This is a genomic window from Streptomyces sp. NPDC089919, from assembly GCF_040684615.1.
GTDB lineage: Bacteria > Actinomycetota > Actinomycetes > Streptomycetales > Streptomycetaceae > Streptomyces.
In genome coordinates this window covers 15,720-34,942 of record NZ_JBFBGK010000092.1, presented here as the reverse complement: position 1 = coordinate 34,942, position 19,223 = coordinate 15,720, and the positions used below count along the sequence as shown (strand labels likewise).

The window sequence follows — 19,223 nt, the reverse complement described above, 5'->3', positions numbered from 1 at the left end:
CCAACCCCTTTTCCCCCCCGTCCGCGTTGCGGTGGGGGGGGGGGGGGCCCGGCCCCCCCCCCGGCCGCTGCGCGGAGCCAGCCCCACCCCACCCCTTCCCGAAACCGGTGGGCAGCCGCCCCCGGAGCCCCCGCACCGCCGCTCCGCGACGATCGCCTCAAACGCCGGCGAGGCTGGTAGGGGGACAGTGGGGCTCCGCCCCGAACCCCGCACCGCCGCTGCCGCGACGGTCGCCTCAAGCGCCGGCGGGGCTGGATCGGCCGGGCTCCGGCGACGGTGGGGATGCCCCACGCCGGCGCAGCTGGAGGGCCGGGCCGCGGCAAGAGTGGGTATGCCCCGCCCCGGCCGGGGCGTCCGGCTGGGGCGGGGCATGTTTGGGGGGGTGCCGGGGGTCAGAGGGTGGCGATGAGTTCGGCGGCGGCTTCGGCGGAGACCCGGGAGGCTCCGTGGGTGGCGATGTGCACCGCCCCCCGCGGCTCGGCCGTGGGGAGGCCCATCTCGACGACGACCGCGTCCGGCCGCGCGGCCAGGACCGAGTCGAGGGCCGAGCCCATCCACCCGTGCCGGTGCGCGTCGCGGACGACCACGACCAGCGTCCGGTCGCCCGCCGCGGCCAGGATCTCCGCGGCCACGCCCGGGGAGTCCCCGTACGTCTCCCCCGTCGTGTCCGGCACCAGCGCGGCCAGCGCCTCGGCCGGCCCCCACGGCGTCTCGTCGCCCACCGCGATGTTGGCGACCGGGCTCAGCCGGGCCACGTACGGCGCCTTGACCGGCACCGGGGCCGTACGGGTGACCCGTACCGCCCGCCGGGCGGCGACCAGGCCGATCTCCGCCGGGCCGGACGCGCTCCCCTCCTCAGTGGGCGCGCCCGGCCGGGCGGTGTCCCTGGACCGGCGGGTCCAGTCGGCGAGGGACCGGACCCGCGCGGCGGCGTCGGCCAGCCGCTCCTCGGGCAGCCGCCCCTCCCGCACCGCCGCGACCAGCGCGTCGCGCAGCCGCAGCACGGTGTCCTCGTCGGCCAGCCCGCCGCCCACGCAGATCGCGTCGGCCCCCGCCGCGATCGCGAGCACCGAGCCGCGCTCGATGCCGTACGTGCCGGCGATGGCGTTCATCTCCATGCCGTCGGTGACGATCAGCCCCTGGTAGCCCAGCTCCCCGCGCAGCAGTCCGGTGAGGATCTGCGGGCTGAGGGTGGCCGGCCGGGTCGGGTCGAGCGCGGGCAGCAGGATGTGCGCGCTCATGATCGCCTTGGTGCCGGCCTCGATCGCCGCGCGGAACGGCACCAGTTCGCGGGCGTGCAGGGTCGCGAGGTCCGCGTCGATGCGCGGCAGCGCCTCGTGCGAGTCGACGTTCGTGTCGCCGTGGCCCGGGAAGTGCTTGGTGCAGGCGGCCACGCCGACGGACTGCAGGCCCTGGACGTAGGCGGCGGTGTGCCGGGCCGCCAGCTGCGTGTCGGCCCCGAAGGACCGGACGCCGATGACCGGGTTGTCCGGGTTGGAGTTGACGTCCGCGGAGGGCGCCCAGTTGAGGTTGACCCCGCACTCGGCGAGCCGGCGGCCCAGTTCGCGGGCGACCTCGGTGGTGAGCGCGGTGTCGTCCACCGCGCCGAGGGCGAGGTTGCCGGGGAAGGAGGAGCCGCCGCGCACCTCCAGGCGCGTGACGTCCCCGCCCTCCTCGTCGATGGCGACCAGGACGTCGTCCCGCTCGGCCCGCAGCTGCGCGGTGAGCGCGGCCAGCTGCCCGGGCGAGGCGATGTTGCGGCCGAACAGGCCGACGGAGGTGAGGCCCTCGCCGACCCGGCGCAGCAGCCAGTCGGGGGCGGTGGTGCCGAGGAAGCCCGGCTGGAGCACGGCCAGGGCGTCGCGGGTCAGCGTGTCCGTGCGGTGGGCGGTGATCGTCATCGGGAGCGGTTATCCCTTCACTGCGCCAGCGGTCAGGCCCGCGGCCATCTTGCGCTGGACGATGAGGAACAGCACGACGATCGGGATGGCCATCATGGTGGAGCCGGCCATCATCGGAGCGAACTCGGTGCCGTTCTTGGTGGTGAAGTTGCCGAGCCAGACGGTGGCCGTCTGGTTCTGCTGGCTCATGAGCATCAGGGCGTACAGGTACTCGTTCCACGCCTGGATGAAGCCGTAGACGGAGGTGGCGACCATGCCCGGGGCGAGCAGCGGGAAGACCACCCGCAGGAAGGCCCCGGTCGGGGTGCAGCCGTCGACCATGGCCGCCTCTTCGAGCTCCTTGGGGATGTTGACGATGAAGCCGCGCAACGTCCACACGGTGAAGGGGAGGATGAAGGTCAGGTAGGTGATGATCAGGCCGGTCAGCTTGTCGTACTGACCGAGGTCGTTCAGCAGCAGGAAGACCGGGATGATCATCGCGACCAGCGGGATCATCTGGACGGCCAGGATGCCGACGATGACCACCTTGCGGCCGCGGAAGGCGAAGCGGGAGATGGCCAGCGCGGCCAGCATGCCGACCACGATGCCGATGACGACCACGACCGACGAGACCAGCAGGCTGCGCCCGACCGGGCCCCAGAAGTCCGCGATGTCCAGGGCGCGGCGGAAGTTCGCCAGCGTCCAGGTGTGCGGGAAGAACTGCGGGTTCGGGTCGATGGCGTCCTTGGCGGGCTTGAACGCCGTGTTGAGCATCCAGTAGACCGGGAAGCCGGCGGTGGCGGCGACCAGCAGGCCGACGAGGTTCCAGCCGAGCTTGGACTTCTTGAAGCCGCCCTTGGAGCCGGCCTTCTTGAGGCGGGCGGCCCGGGGGGTCGCGGTGGTCGAGGTCACTCCACCTCTCCGATCTTCAGCATCTGGCGCATGTAGACGGCAACCACGCCCAGCAGGAGCAGGACGGTCACCAGGGCGATGGCCGAGCCGCCCGAGTAGTCGTTGACCACGAAGGCCTTCTGGTACGAGTACGTGGTCAGCAGCTGGAACTCGGCCTCGGGGTTGCCGTTGCGCATGACGAAGACCTGGGGGAAGACGCCCATGTCCCAGATGACCGAGAGGGTCGTCAGCATGACGATGATCGGCTTGAGGATCGGCAGGGTCACGTGCCGGAAGACGCCCCAGGCGCCGGCGCCGTCGAGCCGGGCGGCCTCCTCGAGCTCCTTGGGCACCTGCGTGAGGCCCGCGCTGAGGGTGATGACCACGAACGGCACCGCGCCCCAGACCACCAGGAGCATGATCACCGCGAGGCCCTGGGGGCCGCTGGCGAACCAGTTGTGGCCGTCCATGTCGACCCCGGGCAGCTGGCTCAGCAGGTAGTTGAGCACGCCGTAGCCGGAGTCGAAGATCCACTTGAAGACGGCGGTGGCGACGATGATGGGCATGCCCCAGCTCGCCACCAGCGCCACGCTGATCAGGCCCTTGACCCAGCCGGAGACCCGCTGGAGGAGCAGGGCGATCAGCATGCCGAGGACCATGGTCAGGACGACCGCGCCGCCGGCGAAGAGCACCGTGCGCAGGACGACCGTCCAGAAGACGCTGTCGCCGAGGATGGCGCTGAAGTTGTCGAAGCCGACCCACTCGGCGTCCTTGAAGCCCCACAGCTCGGACTTGCCGAAGCTCTGGAAGGACAGGGTGACCAGGCGAAGCAGCGGGTACCCCATGACCAGCACGATGATCAGCAGGCAGGGGGCGAGCAGCAGCCAGGGCGTCGCGGAGGAGCCCTTCTTGCCCTTCTTGCCGGGGCCCGTACTGGGGGTGTCCGCCTGCGACGCCGGCGTTCGCTTCGCCGGTGGCAGATCGGCGGTGGTGGTCTGTGCGGCACTCATCGCGTGCTCCTCGCAGGTCCCTCTCTTGGTACGGGCAGCAGGGCCCCGCCGAGGTGGCGGGGCCCTGCCCGGTCAGGTCACTTGGTGTTGATGACCTTGTCGATCTCGGCGTCGGCGGCCTTGGCCGCGTCCGCGACCGACTTCTTGCCGGTGCCGATCTCCTGGAGCATGGTCTGCAGGAGCTTGGCCTTCTCGACCTGGCCCCAGCCGGGCGCGGTCGGGACGAACCAGGAGGACTCGGCCGCGGTGGCCGCGACCTGGGTCTTCGGGTCGGCCTTCAGCGGGCCGAGGTCCGTCTTGTTGTTGGGCAGGTTGCCCTTGGCGATCAGGCCCTTCTGGCCCTGCGCGCCGGTGAAGGCGTTGATCCACTCGCCGGCGATGTCCTTGGCGCCGGACTTGGACGGGATCGCCAGGTCGGAGCCGCCGAGGAAGACCGGGAGGTTCTTGCCGTTCGGGCCGGGCATCACGAAGTTCTCGAGCTTGTCGGCGAGCTTGCCGACCTTGTCGTTCTCCGGGGTGGCCGCGGTGCCGCCCTCCCAGGCGGCGGCGAAGATGGCGCCGGCGTTGCCCTGGCCGAAGACGACCGGACGGTCGGACTCGTCCTTGGTCTTGTCGGCGTGCATGTACTTGTCGAGGATCGCCTTGTACTGCGTCAGGCCCTTGATCGACTCGGGCGAGGAGAGCGAGGCCTTCCACTGGCCGCCGTCGTTCTTGGCGATGGCGCCGCCCGCGTCGTAGACGAAGGACATGGCCGCGTACCAGTCCGGCGAGGGCTGGTACCAGGCGCTGAACTTGGCGCCCTTCTTCTTCTGGATGGCGTCCAGGGCGGAGGTCAGCTCGGCCCAGCTCTTCGGGGCGGCCTTGACGCCCGCCTCGGCGGCGACGTCCTTGCGCCAGGTGCCCACGCGGCCACCGGCGTAGTAGGGGACGCCGTAGGTCTTGCCGTCGTAGGTGACGGACTCCTTGAGGGCGTCCAGCCAGGCCGCGGAGTTGTCGTACTTCGAGGCGTCGATCTCCGAGAAGGCGCCGGTCGACATGTAGCCGATCATCTCGGAGTTGCCCATCTCGACCACGTCCGGAGCCTTGTCCGTGGCGAGCACCGCGTCGAGCTTGGCGTTCTTGTCCGGCCAGCCGTAGTACTCGTGCTTGACCTTCAGGCCCGGGTGCTTCGCGATCACCGCGTCGTCGGCCGCCTTGACCAGGTCCGGCCAGTTGTTCTGGGCGTCGACCGTCAGCCAGACCGTGATTTCCTTGGCGGCGGACGGCTTGTCGCCGCCGTCCTTCTTGTCGTCCGAGCCGCCGCACGCCGCCAGACCGATCACCATGCCCGCGACACCAACCGCCGCGATGAGCTTGCGCTTCACGCCACCCTCCTCAGGGATGCTGCAGTCCCCCTGCCCGCCGTACGTGAAATACGCCAAGTACTGCCGTGGGGCCGGGATCTGATCCATATTGGTTTAGACCAGTAGCCTGGAGCTTGGCCTAGACCTTTGGGGGTGTCAAGGGTGTAATAAACGAGGTGTGAGTCCGTTACCGGACCGACACCTCAGGGAGGGGCGACGTCCGTGCTCCGGCCCGTGTCACGATGTGACCGCAAGAGACGGAGGAGCCGGTGACGGCTGTGAAACTGGAGTCGGGAAGGCAGGCGGCGATGGCCACCGAAGGGGCGCTCACGGAGCCGGAGAGCGGGGCAGCCACTCGTACCGCGCGCGTGCCCAAGTACTACCGACTCAAGCGGCATTTGCTCGAAATGACCGAAACGCTCCCACCCGGCACCCCGGTGCCGCCGGAGCGCACGCTGGCCGCGGAGTTCGACACCTCCCGGACCACCGTCCGGCAGGCGCTCCAGGAGCTGGTCGTCGAGGGGCGGCTGGAGCGCATCCAGGGCAAGGGCACCTTCGTCGCCAAGCCGAAGGTCTCCCAGGCGCTGCAACTGACCTCCTACACCGAGGACATGCGGGCCCAGGGCCTGGAGCCGACCTCCCAGCTGCTCGACATCGGCTACGTCACCGCCGACGACACCCTCGCCGGCCTGCTGAAGATCACCACCGGCGGGCGGGTGCTGCGGATCGAGCGGCTCCGCCTGGCCAGCGGCGAGCCGATGGCCATCGAGACCACGCACCTTTCGGCCAAGCGCTTCCCCGCACTGCGCCGCTCGCTGGTCAAGTACACCTCGCTCTACACCGCCCTCGCGGAGGTGTACGACGTCCACCTGGCCGAGGCCGAGGAGACCATCGAGACCTCGCTGGCCACCCCGCGGGAGGCCGGCCTGCTCGGCACCGACGTCGGCCTGCCGATGCTGATGCTCTCCCGGCACTCGCTGGATGCGGACGGCGAGCCGGTGGAGTGGGTCCGCTCGGTCTACCGGGGCGATCGTTACAAGTTCGTAGCCCGACTCCAGCGCCCCGCCGTCTGACGGGGAGTTGACTCTCGTACCGGTATACGGACGGGGTCTTACCTCCAGCGGGCAGGTCCCCGTAGATTCCCTGCGCATTGCGTAGATGATCACGAGGGGACGAGGGTCATGGCGAAACCGGGATCAACGGGATCAACGGGATCGGAGCGGAACGCGGCGGGTCCGGCCGGCATGGCGGACCCGCCTTCGCCGTCGGGGGGCATGACGCCCGCGGCAATGGCGGTCTGGGCCCTGGTCGCCCTGGTCGGGGCGCTCGGCTGGGGGGTGCTCGCGCTCTCCCGGGGCGAGGAGATCTCGGCCGCCTGGCTGCTCGCCGCGGCGCTGGGCTCGTACGCCATCGCGTACCGCTTCTACTCGCGCTTCATCGCCCGGCGGGTGCTGCGGGTGGACAAGTCGCGGGCCACCCCGGCCGAACGCCTTGACAACGGTGTCGACTTCCACCCGACCGACCGGCGGGTGCTCTTCGGCCACCACTTCGCGGCCGTCGCGGGCGCCGGTCCGCTGGTCGGCCCGGTGCTCGCCGCACAGATGGGCTATCTGCCGGGCACCATCTGGATCGTGGCCGGCGTGATCTTCGCCGGCGCCGTCCAGGACATGGTCACGCTCTTCTTCTCCACCCGCCGCGACGGCCGCTCGCTCGGCCAGATGGCGCGCGAGGAGATCGGCCCGGTGGGCGGCGCGGCGGCCCTGGTCGCGGTCTTCGCCATCATGATCATCCTGCTGGCGGTGCTGGCGCTGGTGATCGTCAACGCCCTGTCGCACTCGCCCTGGGGCGTCTTCTCCATCGGCATGACCATCCCGATCGCCCTCTTCATGGGCGTGTACCTGCGGGTGCTGCGGCCCGGTCGGGTCACCGAGGTCTCGCTGATCGGCGTGGCGCTGCTGCTGCTCTCGCTGGTGGCCGGCGGCTGGGTGGCGGAGTCCTCCTGGGCCGACTTCTTCACCCTCAAGCCCACCACCCTGGTGCTGTGGATGGTCGGTTACGGCTTCCTCGCCTCGGTGCTGCCGGTGTGGCTGCTGCTGGCCCCGCGCGACTACCTGTCCACCTTCATGAAGGTCGGCACCATCGCGCTGCTGGCGCTCGGGGTGGTCATCGCCATGCCGACGCTGAAGATGCCGGCGGTCACCGACTTCGCCTCGCGCGGGGACGGGCCGGTCTTCGCCGGCTCGATGTTCCCGTTCGTCTTCATCACCATCGCCTGCGGCGCGCTCTCCGGCTTCCACGCCCTGGTCTCCTCGGGCACCACCCCGAAGATGGTCCAGAAGGAGACCCAGGTCCGGATGATCGGCTACGGCGCGATGCTGACCGAGTCGTTCGTGGCCGTGATGGCCGTCATCGCGGCCTGCATCATCGAGCCGGGCCTGTTCTTCGCCGTCAACTCCCCCGCCGGAGTGGTCGGCACGACCGTGCAGACCGCCTCCGAGGCCATCGGCCACCTCGGCTTCAGCATCACCCCCGAGGCGCTGGCGCAGGCCGCCAAGGACGTGGAGGAGGCCAGCCTGCTCTCCCGGACCGGCGGTGCGCCCACCTTCGCGCTGGGCATGTCCGAGATCTTCTCGGGCGTGATCGGCGGGGCCGGGCTGAAGGCCTTCTGGTACCACTTCGCGATCATGTTCGAGGCGCTGTTCATCCTGACCACGCTGGACGCGGGCACCCGGGTGGGCCGCTTCATGCTCCAGGACACCCTGGGCAACGTCTACAAGCCCTTCCGGCAGGTCAGCTGGAAGCCGGGGGTCTGGATCTCCAGCGCGCTCGTGGTGGGCGCCTGGGGGTACTTCCTGTGGGTCGGCGTGCACGACCCGCTCGGCGGCATCAACCAGCTCTTCCCGCTCTTCGGCATCGCGAACCAGCTGCTGGCCGCGGTCGCCCTGGCCGTGTGCACCACCCTGCTGGTCAAGTCCGGCCGGCTGAAGTGGGCGTGGGTGACCGGCGTACCGCTGGTGTGGGACGCCGCGGTGACGCTCACCGCCTCCTGGATGAAGATCTTCTCCGACGACCCGCGGGTCGGCTTCTTCGCCCAGCGCGACAAGTACCAGTCGGGCATCGACGCCGGGAAGGTGCTGCCGCCGGCCAAGTCGCTGGACGACATGCACACCGTGGTCACCAACTCGACCGTGGACGGCGTCCTGTCCGCGCTCTTCGCGGTCCTGATCGTGGTGGTGCTGGCGGACGCGCTGCGGGTCTGCGTCCAGGCGGCCCGCAGGCCGGAGTCGGTGGTGCTGCACGAGGCCCCCTATGTCGAGTCGAAGATCGTCGCCCCGGCCGGGCTGATCGCCACGGCCGAGGAGAAGGCCGAGCTCGCGGCCGCCGGACTCGACTCGGGCGGCGGCCGCGTCAAGGAGGGCGTGACCTCGTGACGGCGGCCGGCCTGCTGGCCCGGATCCGGTTCTACGTCCGCGAGTTCACCGGCGAGGCGGCCTACGACCGGCACCTCGCGCACCTGCGCGCGCACGACCCCGGGGCGGCGGTGCCGACCCGCCGGGAGTTCGAGCGGGCCCGTACGGACGCCCGCGAGGCGGATCCGCGCGAGGGCTTCCGCTGCTGCTGAGCGCGGCGCCGCGGGGCCGGAGGGCCGTCGGGGGATCCCCGGCGGCCCTCCGCCGTACCGGTGCGGCACACTCGGAGCATGGACATCGTGATCAGGGAAGCCCTGCCCGCCGAATACGCCGAGCTGGGCGAGGTCACCGCCCGCGCCTACGTCCTGGACGGCCTGCTCGAAGGGCATGACGACGACCCCTACGCGGCCGTCCTGCGCGATGTGGCGGGCCGGGCGGCCCAGGGCACCGTCCTGGTCGCCGTCGACCGCGAGGGGCGGCTCCTGGGCGGTCTGGCGTACGCCCCGCCCGGCAGCCCACTGGCCGACATCGCCCGCGCGGGCGAGGCGGAGTTCCGGATGCTCGCGGTGGCCCGGGAGGGCCGCGGGCGGGGTGCCGGCGAGGCGCTGGTCCGGGCCTGCCTCGAACGCGCCCGGGCGACCCCCGGGGTGACCCGGATGGTGATGTCCACCCAGCCCGCCATGCGCGGCGCGCAGCGCATCTACGAACGCCTGGGCTTCACCCGCTCCCCCGAACGCGACTGGTCCCCGCGCCCGGGCCTGAGCCTCCTGACGTACGGGCTGGACCTGTAGGGCCCCGGCAGTCCACCGATCGTTTCCGGCCGTCCCCGCGGCCGCCCGCCGGCCGTCGTACGACGCGCCCGGCCGGGCCGCGGGGAGGGCCCTGCGGCATGCCCCGGTACGGGCCCGGTACCGGGCGCCCCGCCTCCGCAGGACGGTAGCGGAGAGACACGGCCCCGGGACTCCCCGTCGCGGGCGACACAACATCTAGGGGGTCACACGATCAGGCGCCCCCACATGTATGCTCGTCCTCGCTGTCGCCGCAGGGGAATCCGGTGAGAATCCGGAACTGTCCCGCAACGGTATGAAGTGCACGCATTCGTGCATCGGGAGTCCGAGGACCTGCCGACGGTGTGCCCGGGTCGACCGAACCGGGTGCCGAGACGTCCGGGCCTCGCGGTTGGGCCGGTGGACGCCGTGCGGAGTACGCGTTTCTGCCACGCCCGCACGCGCCCCCGCACGCCCGCCCGCCGTGGTGACCGGAGCCGAGCGAGGGAGAGCCCCCCACCGTGACCATCGCGCCTGCCGCACCGCGCGCCGTGTCCGAGCCGTCCGAGACTCCTGCCGAGCCCGGGGGCCCCGGCGCCGCTCTGCTGCGCACCCTCACGGAACTCACCGCGGACCTCCCGGACACCGACCCGGGCCGGGTCGCCGCCGCCGCCCTGCGCGGCCGCAGCGCCACCGCCGACGAGGCGGAGCTGCGCGGCCTGGCCACCGAGGCCGCCGCCGGGCTCATCTCCGAGGACCCCGCCTACTCCCGGCTCGCCGCCCGGCTGCTCACCCTCGCCATCGCCGACGAGGCCACCGGCCAGGGCGCGACCTCCTTCGCCGCCTCCGTCGAGGTGGGCCACCGCGAGGGCCTGATCGCCGACCGGACCGCCGACTTCGTCAAGCTGCACGCCGCCCGGCTGGACGCCCTGGTCGAGGCCTCCGTCGCGGCCGGCGCCGACGACCGCTTCGGTTTCTTCGGCCTGCGCACCCTGCACAGCCGCTACCTGCTGCGCCACCCGATCACCCGCCAGGTGGTCGAGACCCCCCAGCACTTCATGCTCCGGGTCGCCTGCGGCCTCGCCGAGGACGACAGCGTCCGCGCGCTGGAGGAAGTGACCTCGCTCTACGCCCTGATGAGCCGGCTGGACTACCTCCCGTCCTCGCCGACGCTCTTCAACTCCGGCACCCGGCACCCGCAGATGTCCTCCTGCTACCTGCTGGACTCCCCGCTGGACGAGCTGGACTCGATCTACGACCGCTACCACCAGGTGGCCCGGCTCTCGAAGCACGCCGGCGGCATCGGCCTGGCGTACTCCCGCATCCGCGCCCGCGGTTCGCTGATCCGCGGCACCAACGGGCACTCCAACGGCATCGTGCCGTTCCTCAAGACCCTCGACGCCTCCGTGGCCGCGGTCAACCAGGGCGGCCGCCGCAAGGGCGCCGCCGCCGTCTACCTGGAGACCTGGCACGCGGACATCGAGGAGTTCCTGGAGCTCCGCGACAACACCGGCGAGGACGCCCGCCGCACCCACAACCTCAACCTCGCGCACTGGATCCCGGACGAGTTCATGCGCCGGGTGAACGCCGACGCCCCGTGGTCGCTCTTCTCCCCCTCCGACGTACCGGAGCTGGTCGACCTGTACGGCGCGGAGTTCGACGCCGCGTACACCAAGGCCGAGGCCGCGGGCCTGGCCCGCAAGACCATGCCGGCCCGGGACCTGTACGGCCGCATGATGCGCACCCTGGCGCAGACCGGCAACGGCTGGATGACCTTCAAGGACGCCTCCAACCGGACCGCCAACCAGACCGCCGAGCCCGGCGCCGTGGTGCACTCCTCGAACCTGTGCACCGAGATCATCGAGGTCACCGACGACGGCGAGACCGCGGTCTGCAACCTCGGCTCGGTCAACATGGGCGCCTTCGTGACCGAGGCCGGCGAGCTGGACTGGGAGCGGCTGGACGAGACCGTCCGGACCGCCGTGACCTTCCTCGACCGGGTCGTGGACATCAACTTCTACCCGACCGAGCAGGCCGGCCGCTCCAACGCCAAGTGGCGTCCGGTGGGCCTGGGCGCGATGGGCCTCCAGGACGTCTTCTTCAAGCTGCGGCTGCCCTTCGACTCGGCCGAGGCCAAGGCGCTCTCCACGAAGATCGCCGAGCGGATCATGCTCGCGGCGTACGAGGCCTCCTGCGACCTGGCCGAGCGCCACGGCCCGCTGCCGGCCTGGGAGAAGACCCGGACCGCGCGCGGCGTGCTGCACCCCGACCACTACGACGTCGAGCTCAACTGGCCGGAGCGCTGGGACGCGCTGCGCGCCCGGGTCGCCACGACCGGGATGCGCAACTCCCTGCTGCTGGCCATCGCGCCGACCGCGACCATCGCCTCGATCGCCGGCGTGTACGAGTGCATCGAGCCGCAGGTCTCCAACCTCTTCAAGCGCGAGACGCTCAGCGGTGAGTTCCTCCAGGTCAACGCCTACCTGGTGGAGGACCTGAAGAAGCTCGGCGTCTGGGACGCGCAGACCCGCGAGGCGCTGCGTGAGGCCTCCGGCTCGGTGCAGGGCTTCGGCTGGATCCCGGCCGAGGTGCGCGAGCTGTACCGCACCGCCTGGGAGATCCCGCAGCGCGGCCTGATCGACATGGCCGCGGCCCGTACGCCCTTCCTGGACCAGAGCCAGTCGCTCAACCTGTTCCTGGAGACGCCCACCATCGGCAAGCTCAGCTCGATGTACGCGTACGCCTGGAAGCAGGGCCTGAAGACCACGTACTACCTGCGCTCGCGCCCGGCGACGAAGATCGCCCGCGCCGCGTCCGGCACGGCCGCCGTCCCGGCCGCCGCCACCCCCCTCCCGCAGGCCGTCGATGCCGAGGCGCTGGCCTGCTCCCTTGAGAACCCCGAGTCCTGCGAGGCCTGCCAGTAATGCCCACCGAAAAGAAGAACCTGCTCGACCCCGGCTTCGAGCTGACCCTCCGGCCCATGCGCTACCCGGACTTCTACGAGCGCTACCGGGACGCGATCAAGAACACCTGGACGGTGGAGGAGGTCGACCTCCACTCGGACGTCGCGGACCTCGCGAAGCTGACGCCCGCCGAGCAGCACATGATCGGCCGCCTGGTCGCGTTCTTCGCGACCGGCGACTCGATCGTCTCGAACAACCTGGTGCTGACGCTGTACAAGCACATCAACTCCCCGGAGGCGCGCCTGTACCTGTCGCGCCAGCTCTTCGAGGAGGCCGTGCACGTCCAGTTCTACCTGACGCTGCTCGACACCTACCTGCCCGACCCGGACGACCGCGCGGCGGCCTTCGACGCGGTCGAGGAGATCCCCTCGATCCGCGAGAAGGCGCAGTTCTGCTTCAAGTGGATGGACTCGGTCGAGAAGATCGAGCGGCTGGAGGACGCCGCCGACCGGCGCCGCTTCCTGCTGAACCTGATCTGCTTCGCGGCCTGCATCGAGGGCCTGTTCTTCTACGGCGCCTTCGCCTACGTGTACTGGTTCCGCAGCCGGGGCCTGCTGCACGGCCTGGCCACCGGCACCAACTGGGTGTTCCGCGACGAGACCATGCACATGAACTTCGCCTTCGAGGTCGTGGACACGGTCCGCAAGGAGGAGCCGGAGCTCTTCGACGACGCCCTCCAGCAGCAGGTCACCGACATGCTGAAGGAGGCCGTGGAGGCGGAGCTGCAGTTCGGCCGCGACCTGTGCGGTGACGGCCTGCCCGGCATGAACACCGAGTCGATGCGCGAGTACCTGGAGTGCGTCGCGGACCAGCGCCTGGTCCGCCTCGGCTTCCCGCCGGTCTACGGCTCGCAGAACCCGTTCTCCTTCATGGAGCTGCAGGGCGTCCAGGAGCTGACCAACTTCTTCGAGCGCCGCCCCTCGGCCTACCAGGTCGCCGTCGAGGGCACGGTCGACCTCGACGAGGACTTCTAGCCGGCCAATGCGAAGGGCCCCGCACCGGAGTTCCGGTGCGGGGCCCTTCCGCGTGGCGGGTGCCGACTAGGCGTTGGGCACGGTCTCGTAGCGCGGGGTGCCCTCTTCCATCTGGCGCAGGGCGTCCTTGCGCTCGCGCTTGGAGAGCCGGTCGATGTACAGGTAGCCGTACAGGTGGTCGGTCTCGTGCTGGAGGCAGCGGGCGAAGTAGCCGGTGCCGCGCACCTTGATCGGGTTGCCCTGGGCGTCCTGGCCGGTGACCTCGGCGTAGTCCGGGCGGGCCAGCGCCGCGTAGGCGGTCGGCACCGACAGGCAGCCCTCGTTGGAGTCGTCCAGCACGCGCGCGCCGGCCGGCAGCTCGACCAGCTTCGGGTTGACGACCACGCCGGTGTGGCGCTTGCCGTCGTCGTCCGGGCAGTCGTAGACGAAGACCTTCTGGTCCACGCCGATCTGGTTGGCGGCCAGGCCCACGCCCTCGGCGGCCTTCTGGCTCGCGAACATGTCGTCGATCAGCGCGGCCAGCTCGTCGCCGAACTCGGTGACGTCCTTGCACTCCCGGTGCAGGACCGGGTTGCCCACGACGGTGATCGGGCGGGCCGTGCCGCGCTCGCGGTGGGCGAGCTCACGCGCCTCGCAGTCCTCGGTGTCCACGACGTACCCGTCGTTGACCTCGCCCTGCTGCTCCGTCTCCTGCTGCGCCATGTCCGCCGTACGCCTTCCTCAAGTCACCGTGTGTACCCGTACAGCCTACGGGCAGGGGGCCGGGCCGGTTCGGCGGACCGCTCAGCAGACCTCTTCGAGGTCCCGCCACTCGCGGGTGTCGGGGCTGTCGGCCACCCAGCCGTCCAGCAGCCCGCGCACCAGGCCCGCGGGGGCGGCGATGCCGCACTCCCGCTCGGGCACCCACAGGGAGCCCGAGCCGGCCGTCCGGTGGCCGAGCGGGCCGGGGTGGCCCGGTTCGCTGTGGTCGTGCGGGTCCAGCTGCTCGCCGTCGCCCTCGCCGCTGGGCATGGCGCTCTCCGAGCAGGTGCGGCAGAGCAGCCGCACCGAGGAGGACCAGTCCTCGGCGGCGAAGCCCGCGTCCGAGGCCAGCTGCTCCAGGGCGTCCCGGTCGGCCTCGGTGGCCGCCTCCAGCAGCACCACCCAGGTCGGCACCGGCGAGGGCGCCCACAGCTCGATCTCGTCGAAGACGGGGAAGGAGGGGCCGGCCGCGGTCACCCGCTCACCGTGCGGGACGCCGTCGTGCAGCACCACCTCGCCCCAGCGGCGCCCGGAGGAGGGCAGCGGGATCGAGAGGACCTCCATCCGGGCCGGATCCAGTCTGCGGCCCCACACCACCTCGGCTTCACCCTCGGGCGACAGCCGGACCGCGGCGCTGCCCAGCTCCATGCCCACCGGCTCGCCGGTGGGCGCCCCGCCGCGCGGGTCGCCGGGCACCTTGAGGCCGTACGCCTGCCAGGCCCGGCGGGCCAGCGGCCAGTCCTGCAGGGCGGTGGCGGCGATGCCGACGTTCCACCAGTCGGGGGTGCCGGTCTCCCGGTCGAGCAGGGCCACGGCGCGCAGCCCGGCGGCCCGCGCCTGCTCCCAGTCGTGCCGGAACTTGTGCAGCAGGGCCAGGTTGAACCAGGACTCGGACAGCCAGGGCTCCAAGTCCGCGGCGCGCGTCAGCAGCGCACCCGCGTCCTCGTACCGGCCGTCGCCGATCAGCGTGAACGCGCGGTCGGTGGCCTGCCGCCACGAGGCGGAGGGCCGATGCCGTACCTTCCCGAAGATCCTCACGATTCCCGCCTGCCTGGGGGCACCCGCCCAGCCGGGGCTGGGCCTGCGGTGCAGCCTTGCGGACACTCTCACTTCGCATCCAACCATGCCCGCTCGGACGGCCGCTCATTACCCATGGGTTACCCAGCCGGGAAGGCGGTGACTCCGGCCGGCCGGGACCGGCCGCCGTCGCGCTGGAGGACCCGTGCCAGGCACTCCACGACCTCGGGCTGGTACTCGTGCGCGGTGGCCAGCCGCAGCTGCTCCAGGGCCGCCAGGGAGCCGCCCGGGTACGGGGAGCCGCCCGCCAGGTCGTCGTAGGCGTTGACGGCCCGGACGATCCGGGCCGCCACCGGCTGCTCCCGGTACGGGTCGGCCTGCCGCTCCACCACCACGGCCACCTCGGCCGGCACGCCGGTCTGCCGGGCCACCTCGCCGCCGAGCCGGGCGATCCGCTCCCGCTCGGCGGCCGGCAGCGCGGCGGTGGCCCCGCTGGGCACCGGGTCGACCAGCGAGAGCTGCCCGATGTCGTGCATCAGGGCGGCGTACTCCAGCACGGTCAGCTCCCGCTCGGTCAGCCCGAGCTCGCGGCCCACCGCGCAGCTCAGCGCCGCCACCCGGCGGGCGTGCCCGGGCCGGGTGTAGCCGGCGATCTCGGTGGCCCGGGCCAGCGAGGTGATGGTCTGCCGGTAGGTGGTGCGGACCGCGGAGATCCGCCGGAAGGACAGCTGGGTCAGCAGCAGCGGGACGCAGAAGACGGGCAGCGCCCACAGCCCGGCCACCGCCACCCCGAGGGACATCACGACCCCGGTCGCACAGATGGCCGAGCCGATGCCGGGCAGCGCCCGCAGCTCGTCGCGGAGCAGCGGACCGTACGGCCAGCCGGTGCGGGCCCCGGCCAGCGCGGCGGCCAGCACGGCGTCGCAGAGCGCGCTGAGCCCGAGCAGCAGCACCAGGAACACGGCCATCAGGGGGCCCTGCCCGATGCCCTCGTCCAGCCGCCCGGAGTTGGACAGCGGTTGGAAGCAGGCGGCGGCGAAGGCCACCGTCAGCACCCGGCGGGCCAGGTGGTCCAGGGCGGGCCCGCGGCCGGCGGCCACCTGCGGGACCACCCCGACCAGGGCGGCCGCGACGACCACGGCGACGGTCTGGAGGACGCCGTGGTGGGTGGGCTGGCCGGCGTTCTGCCCGAGCAGGGCGTACGCCAGGGCGCCGGCGGCACCGAGCGGGGCGGGCTGCCGGTTCTCCGCGGGGCCGGGCCCGGGCCGGTCCCGGCGGGCCAGCTCCCCGACGGTGATCAGGACCGCGAAGGCCAGCGCGGTGCCGGGCTCGGCCACGCCGTGCCAGAGGGTCCAGCCGAGCCCGGCCGCGGTCAGCACGGCCGCGGCGGCCCGCACCAGCAGCACCGCCGGGGCGCCGGCGGCCGTCACCGGCCGCCCCCCGCGCCCCGCGGCGCCGCTCCGGGCACGGCCGTGCCCTGTCCGGGCAGCAGCCCGCCGGGGGTGGTCGCGGTGGGTTCGGCGCCCCGGGGGGCGGCCACCGCGACGGTGTCCTCGTCGGAGGTGACCACCGGGTTCCAGCCCTCCCGGGCGATGGCCCGGACGAGCGCGCCGACCATCTCCGGGTCGAACTGGGAGCCGGCGCACCGGTCCAGTTCGGTCAGGGCGGTGCGGACCGGCCGGGCACGGCTGTAGGAGCGGGTGGAGGTCATCGCGTCGAAGGCGTCCGCCACCGCCACCACCCGGGCCACCGCGGGGATCTGGTCCCCGTGGAGCCCGTACGGGTAGCCCGAGCCGTCCACCCGCTCGTGGTGGTGCAGGATCGCCGACCGGGCCTCGCCGAGGAAGCCGATGCCCCGGACCATCTCGTGCCCGTACTCGGGGTGCAGCTCGATGACCCGGCGCTCGTCCGGGGTCAGCGGGCCGTCCTTGCGCAGCAGCCGGGTGGGCACCCCGAGCTTGCCGACGTCGTGCAGGATCCCGGCGAACCGGACGACCTCCAGCCGGTCCTCGGGCATGCCGAGCTCGCGGGCGATCATCGCGGAGGCCTGGCCGACCCGCTCGCTGTGCCCGCGGGTGTAGCGGTCCTTGATGTCCACGGCCTGCACCAGCGCCCGGATGGTCGCCTGGTGGGCGGCGCGCTCGCGGTGGTACTGGGCGAAGACCCAGCAGGAGATGTACATCGGCAGCAGCACCAGCAGGGCCGCCGGGGAGCCGTAGCGGCTGTGCCACAGCACGGCCATCATCAGCCCGGCCAGGCCGTGCACGCAGAAGGGCACGAGGGCCCGCAGCAGCAGGCCGTGCCAGGCCGCCCGGGCCGGCCGCCGCTCGGCGGTGACCAGGATCCCCGCGTCGAGCAGGGTCAGGACGAGGCAGAAGACGACGGAGGCCGCCGCGGCGGGCAGCAGCACCTCGGGGAAGCCGGGGGGCCGGTGGGGGCCCGGCCCGCCGAGCGCGGCCGGCCCGTGCAGCAGGGCGTACGCGTGGCCGGCGGCCCAGGCGGCCACCGACTGCTGGGCGGCGTGCCAGGTGCGGCGCACCCCGGCCGGTCGGCGGTCCACCCGTCCGGCGACGGCGCCGGGGACCGCGACCAGGGCCGCCGCGGCGGGCGGCAGCAGGAAGACGGCGGCCAGCACGACCGGGAAGAAGGCGCCCATCCCCTCGGGGACCCGGGCGCGCAGGAAGCGGCAGCCGCGCACCAGCTCCACGCACAGGTACAGGGCCGCGAGGGCCCCGACGGTCAGCCAGGGGGTGCCGGCGCGGAGCGCGGGGATCCCGCAGGCACCCGCGCCGAGGAGGGCGCACAGGATGTAGACCCGCGCCCCCGGCGGAAGTGCCCGCATGGCGCTCCTCTCCCCGTGTGCCCGAGCAGGTCCGGAACCGCGTCGGAAAACGGCGGTACCGAATGGGGAGAATATGGGGGCGGAGTGCCCGGTGGGCGGCAATTTCGCATTGCGCCGTCCGGGTGCCCCCGGATTAGCACCTTCGGGTGAACGAAGACGGCTTCCAGGGGCGGTTGTTCACGCGTTCGCCCGACGGGCGTTCAGGTCGTGGCCGGACCGGCGGTGATGTCGTGGTCCGGGACCGCTTCGCCGGCCCGGATCATCTCGATCCGGCCCATCACCTTGGAGCGCAGGTCGGTCGGCACGTCGTCCGAACCGCAGCAGCGCTTCACCAGCTTCTTCACGGCCTGCTCCAGGCCGTACTTCTCGAGGCAGGGCGAGCACTCGCCGAAGTGCGTCTCGAACTTCGTGCAGTCGCTGTCCGGCATCTCGTGATCGAGGAACTCATAAAGGTGGTCGAGGACCTCAGAGCAGTCCGTCTCGTGCGGCTCTCCGCAGCTCATGAGCCCGAGCCTTTCCGGTCGTTCGACTCTCCGGCACCAGCCGGGACGAGCCCGCGCTCACGGGCGTAGTCCTCGAGCATTCCACGGAGTTGGCGGCGGCCACGGTGCAGTCGGGACATGACCGTACCGATGGGTGTACCCATGATGTCCGCGATCTCCTTGTACGCAAAGCCCTCCACGTCGGCGAGGTAGACGGCGATGCGGAACTCCTCCGGAATGGCCTGGAGCGCTTCCTTCACATCAGAATCGGGCAGGTGGTCGAGCGCCTGCGATTCGGCCGAGCGCAGACCGGTCGACATGTGCGACTCGGCGCGCGCCAGCTGCCAGTCCTCGATCTCCTCCGCCGCACTGCGCTGCGGTTCGCGCTGCTTCTTGCGGTAGGAGTTGATGAAGGTGTTGGTCAGAATGCGGTACAGCCACGCCTTGAGATTGGTGCCCTCGCGGAACTGGTGGAAGGACGCGTACGCCTTCGCGTACGTCTCCTGCACGAGGTCCTCCGCGTCCGCGGGATTGCGCGTCATGCGCAGCGCGGCGGAGTACATCTGGTCGAGGTAACCGAGGGCGTCCCGCTCGAAGCGCGCATTGCGCTCGGCGGTCGTCTCCTCCACGTGGCCGTCGTCGGTCCCAGTGACAGGACCCACCTCCTCCAACACGGTGGCGAGGCCGTGGGCGGACCCGCTCGAATCGGAGAATAGTCGACCATCCCGGCCGCCCGCCGCCCGAGACGGGGCGTACTTCGACCCCGAAAGCACCGTCCACTCCAGGTCAGCGGCCTGCGGGCGGTTGGGGCAGATGGTCGAACCCATGCGGTCCCTCTCCTCTGGCGTGCGTGCTCGTGTACCGACGTCTGGCACAACAGAGGTGCCCGGCCGGGCATTCCCG

At 72.0% G+C, this 19,223-nt stretch carries 16 protein-coding genes and 1 riboswitch; of the genes, 6 read left to right on the top strand and 10 right to left on the bottom strand.

Annotated features, from left to right (window positions below; genetic code table 11):
• Positions 1–392: 392 nt before the first annotated feature.
• From AB0O40_RS29050 to AB0O40_RS29035, 4 genes are all read right to left on the bottom strand, one after another.
• On the bottom strand, positions 393–1,901 hold the full coding sequence (locus AB0O40_RS29050; RefSeq protein ID WP_365047881.1) for a glycoside hydrolase family 3 protein: 1,509 nt from the start codon (positions 1,899–1,901) through the stop codon (positions 393–395).
• Positions 1,902–1,910: 9 nt separating this feature from the next.
• Positions 1,911–2,693, bottom strand: a complete 783-nt coding sequence (locus AB0O40_RS29045; protein WP_365047888.1) for a carbohydrate ABC transporter permease — start codon at positions 2,691–2,693, stop codon at positions 1,911–1,913.
• 95 nt (positions 2,694–2,788) lie between these two features.
• A complete protein-coding gene (locus tag AB0O40_RS29040) occupies positions 2,789–3,781 on the bottom strand; it encodes a sugar ABC transporter permease (protein WP_365047879.1) in 993 nt (330 codons plus the stop codon).
• Between the two features lie 77 nt (positions 3,782–3,858).
• Positions 3,859–5,145 (bottom strand): extracellular solute-binding protein, encoded by a 1,287-nt coding sequence (locus AB0O40_RS29035; RefSeq protein WP_365047877.1) that lies wholly within the window; start codon positions 5,143–5,145, stop codon positions 3,859–3,861.
• 287 nt (positions 5,146–5,432) lie between these two features.
• Between AB0O40_RS29035 and AB0O40_RS29030 the strand changes: the two genes are divergently transcribed.
• The 6 genes from AB0O40_RS29030 (at position 5,433) to AB0O40_RS29005 (ending at position 13,238) form a co-directional block, all read left to right on the top strand.
• Positions 5,433–6,197 (top strand): GntR family transcriptional regulator, encoded by a 765-nt coding sequence (locus AB0O40_RS29030; protein WP_365047886.1) that lies wholly within the window; start codon positions 5,433–5,435, stop codon positions 6,195–6,197.
• A 171-nt stretch (positions 6,198–6,368) separates the two neighbouring features.
• Entirely contained in the window at positions 6,369–8,555 is a 2,187-nt protein-coding gene (locus tag AB0O40_RS29025) for a carbon starvation CstA family protein (RefSeq protein WP_365047875.1), read from the top strand.
• Positions 8,552–8,746 (top strand): YbdD/YjiX family protein, encoded by a 195-nt coding sequence (locus AB0O40_RS29020; protein ID WP_365047873.1) that lies wholly within the window; start codon positions 8,552–8,554, stop codon positions 8,744–8,746. Before AB0O40_RS29025 ends, AB0O40_RS29020 begins: the two co-directional genes overlap by 4 nt.
• A 78-nt stretch (positions 8,747–8,824) precedes the next feature.
• A complete protein-coding gene (locus AB0O40_RS29015; protein WP_365047871.1) occupies positions 8,825–9,325 on the top strand; it encodes a GNAT family N-acetyltransferase in 501 nt (166 codons plus the stop codon).
• A gap of 212 nt (positions 9,326–9,537) precedes the next feature.
• A riboswitch (cobalamin riboswitch) is annotated at positions 9,538–9,678 on the top strand.
• A gap of 144 nt (positions 9,679–9,822) precedes the next feature.
• On the top strand, positions 9,823–12,225 hold the full coding sequence (locus AB0O40_RS29010) for a ribonucleoside-diphosphate reductase subunit alpha (protein WP_365047869.1): 2,403 nt from the start codon (positions 9,823–9,825) through the stop codon (positions 12,223–12,225).
• Complete coding sequence (locus AB0O40_RS29005) at positions 12,225–13,238, top strand: ribonucleotide-diphosphate reductase subunit beta (RefSeq protein ID WP_365047867.1); 1,014 nt, start codon at positions 12,225–12,227, stop codon at positions 13,236–13,238. The genes AB0O40_RS29010 and AB0O40_RS29005 overlap by 1 nt, the downstream gene beginning before the upstream one ends.
• A gap of 66 nt (positions 13,239–13,304) precedes the next feature.
• On the opposite strand, the gene def is transcribed toward AB0O40_RS29005, so the two are convergent.
• The 6 genes from def to AB0O40_RS28975 all read right to left on the bottom strand — a co-directional run bounded on the left by def (position 13,305) and on the right by AB0O40_RS28975 (position 19,147).
• Positions 13,305–13,940: a peptide deformylase gene (def, locus tag AB0O40_RS29000; RefSeq protein WP_365047865.1), complete on the bottom strand. Its 636-nt coding sequence runs from the start codon at positions 13,938–13,940 to the stop codon at positions 13,305–13,307.
• An 81-nt stretch (positions 13,941–14,021) separates the two neighbouring features.
• A complete protein-coding gene (locus AB0O40_RS28995) occupies positions 14,022–15,017 on the bottom strand; it encodes a hypothetical protein (RefSeq protein WP_365047863.1) in 996 nt (331 codons plus the stop codon).
• Positions 15,018–15,136: 119 nt separating this feature from the next.
• Positions 15,137–16,426, bottom strand: coding sequence for an HD domain-containing protein (locus tag AB0O40_RS28990; protein WP_365047861.1), 1,290 nt, complete (start codon positions 16,424–16,426; stop codon positions 15,137–15,139).
• Entirely contained in the window at positions 16,423–17,838 is a 1,416-nt protein-coding gene (locus tag AB0O40_RS28985) for an HD-GYP domain-containing protein (RefSeq protein WP_365047859.1), read from the bottom strand. Before AB0O40_RS28985 ends, AB0O40_RS28990 begins: the two co-directional genes overlap by 4 nt.
• Before the next feature lie 200 nt (positions 17,839–18,038).
• Entirely contained in the window at positions 18,039–18,341 is a 303-nt protein-coding gene (rsrA, locus tag AB0O40_RS28980; protein WP_365047857.1) for a mycothiol system anti-sigma-R factor, read from the bottom strand.
• Positions 18,338–19,147 (bottom strand): sigma-70 family RNA polymerase sigma factor, encoded by an 810-nt coding sequence (locus AB0O40_RS28975; RefSeq protein ID WP_365047855.1) that lies wholly within the window; start codon positions 19,145–19,147, stop codon positions 18,338–18,340. Before AB0O40_RS28975 ends, rsrA begins: the two co-directional genes overlap by 4 nt.
• Positions 19,148–19,223 lie beyond the last annotated feature (76 nt).

What these genes read in the sequence shown, in the direction of transcription:
- AB0O40_RS29050 (WP_365047881.1), bottom strand. Translation starts at nt 1,901, where the DNA reads ATGACGATCACCGCCCACCGCACGGACACGCTGACCCGCGACGCCCTG.
- AB0O40_RS29040 (WP_365047879.1), bottom strand. Translation starts at nt 3,781, where the DNA reads ATGAGTGCCGCACAGACCACCACCGCCGATCTGCCACCGGCGAAGCGA.
- AB0O40_RS29030 (WP_365047886.1), top strand. Translation starts at nt 5,433, where the DNA reads ATGGCCACCGAAGGGGCGCTCACGGAGCCGGAGAGCGGGGCAGCCACT.
- AB0O40_RS29025 (WP_365047875.1), top strand. Translation starts at nt 6,369, where the DNA reads ATGGCGGACCCGCCTTCGCCGTCGGGGGGCATGACGCCCGCGGCAATG.
- AB0O40_RS29015 (WP_365047871.1), top strand. Translation starts at nt 8,825, where the DNA reads ATGGACATCGTGATCAGGGAAGCCCTGCCCGCCGAATACGCCGAGCTG.
- AB0O40_RS29005 (WP_365047867.1), top strand. Translation starts at nt 12,225, where the DNA reads ATGCCCACCGAAAAGAAGAACCTGCTCGACCCCGGCTTCGAGCTGACC.
- def (WP_365047865.1), bottom strand. Translation starts at nt 13,940, where the DNA reads ATGGCGCAGCAGGAGACGGAGCAGCAGGGCGAGGTCAACGACGGGTAC.
- AB0O40_RS28985 (WP_365047859.1), bottom strand. Translation starts at nt 17,838, where the DNA reads ATGCGGGCACTTCCGCCGGGGGCGCGGGTCTACATCCTGTGCGCCCTC.
- rsrA (WP_365047857.1), bottom strand. Translation starts at nt 18,341, where the DNA reads ATGAGCTGCGGAGAGCCGCACGAGACGGACTGCTCTGAGGTCCTCGAC.
- AB0O40_RS28975 (WP_365047855.1), bottom strand. Translation starts at nt 19,147, where the DNA reads ATGGGTTCGACCATCTGCCCCAACCGCCCGCAGGCCGCTGACCTGGAG.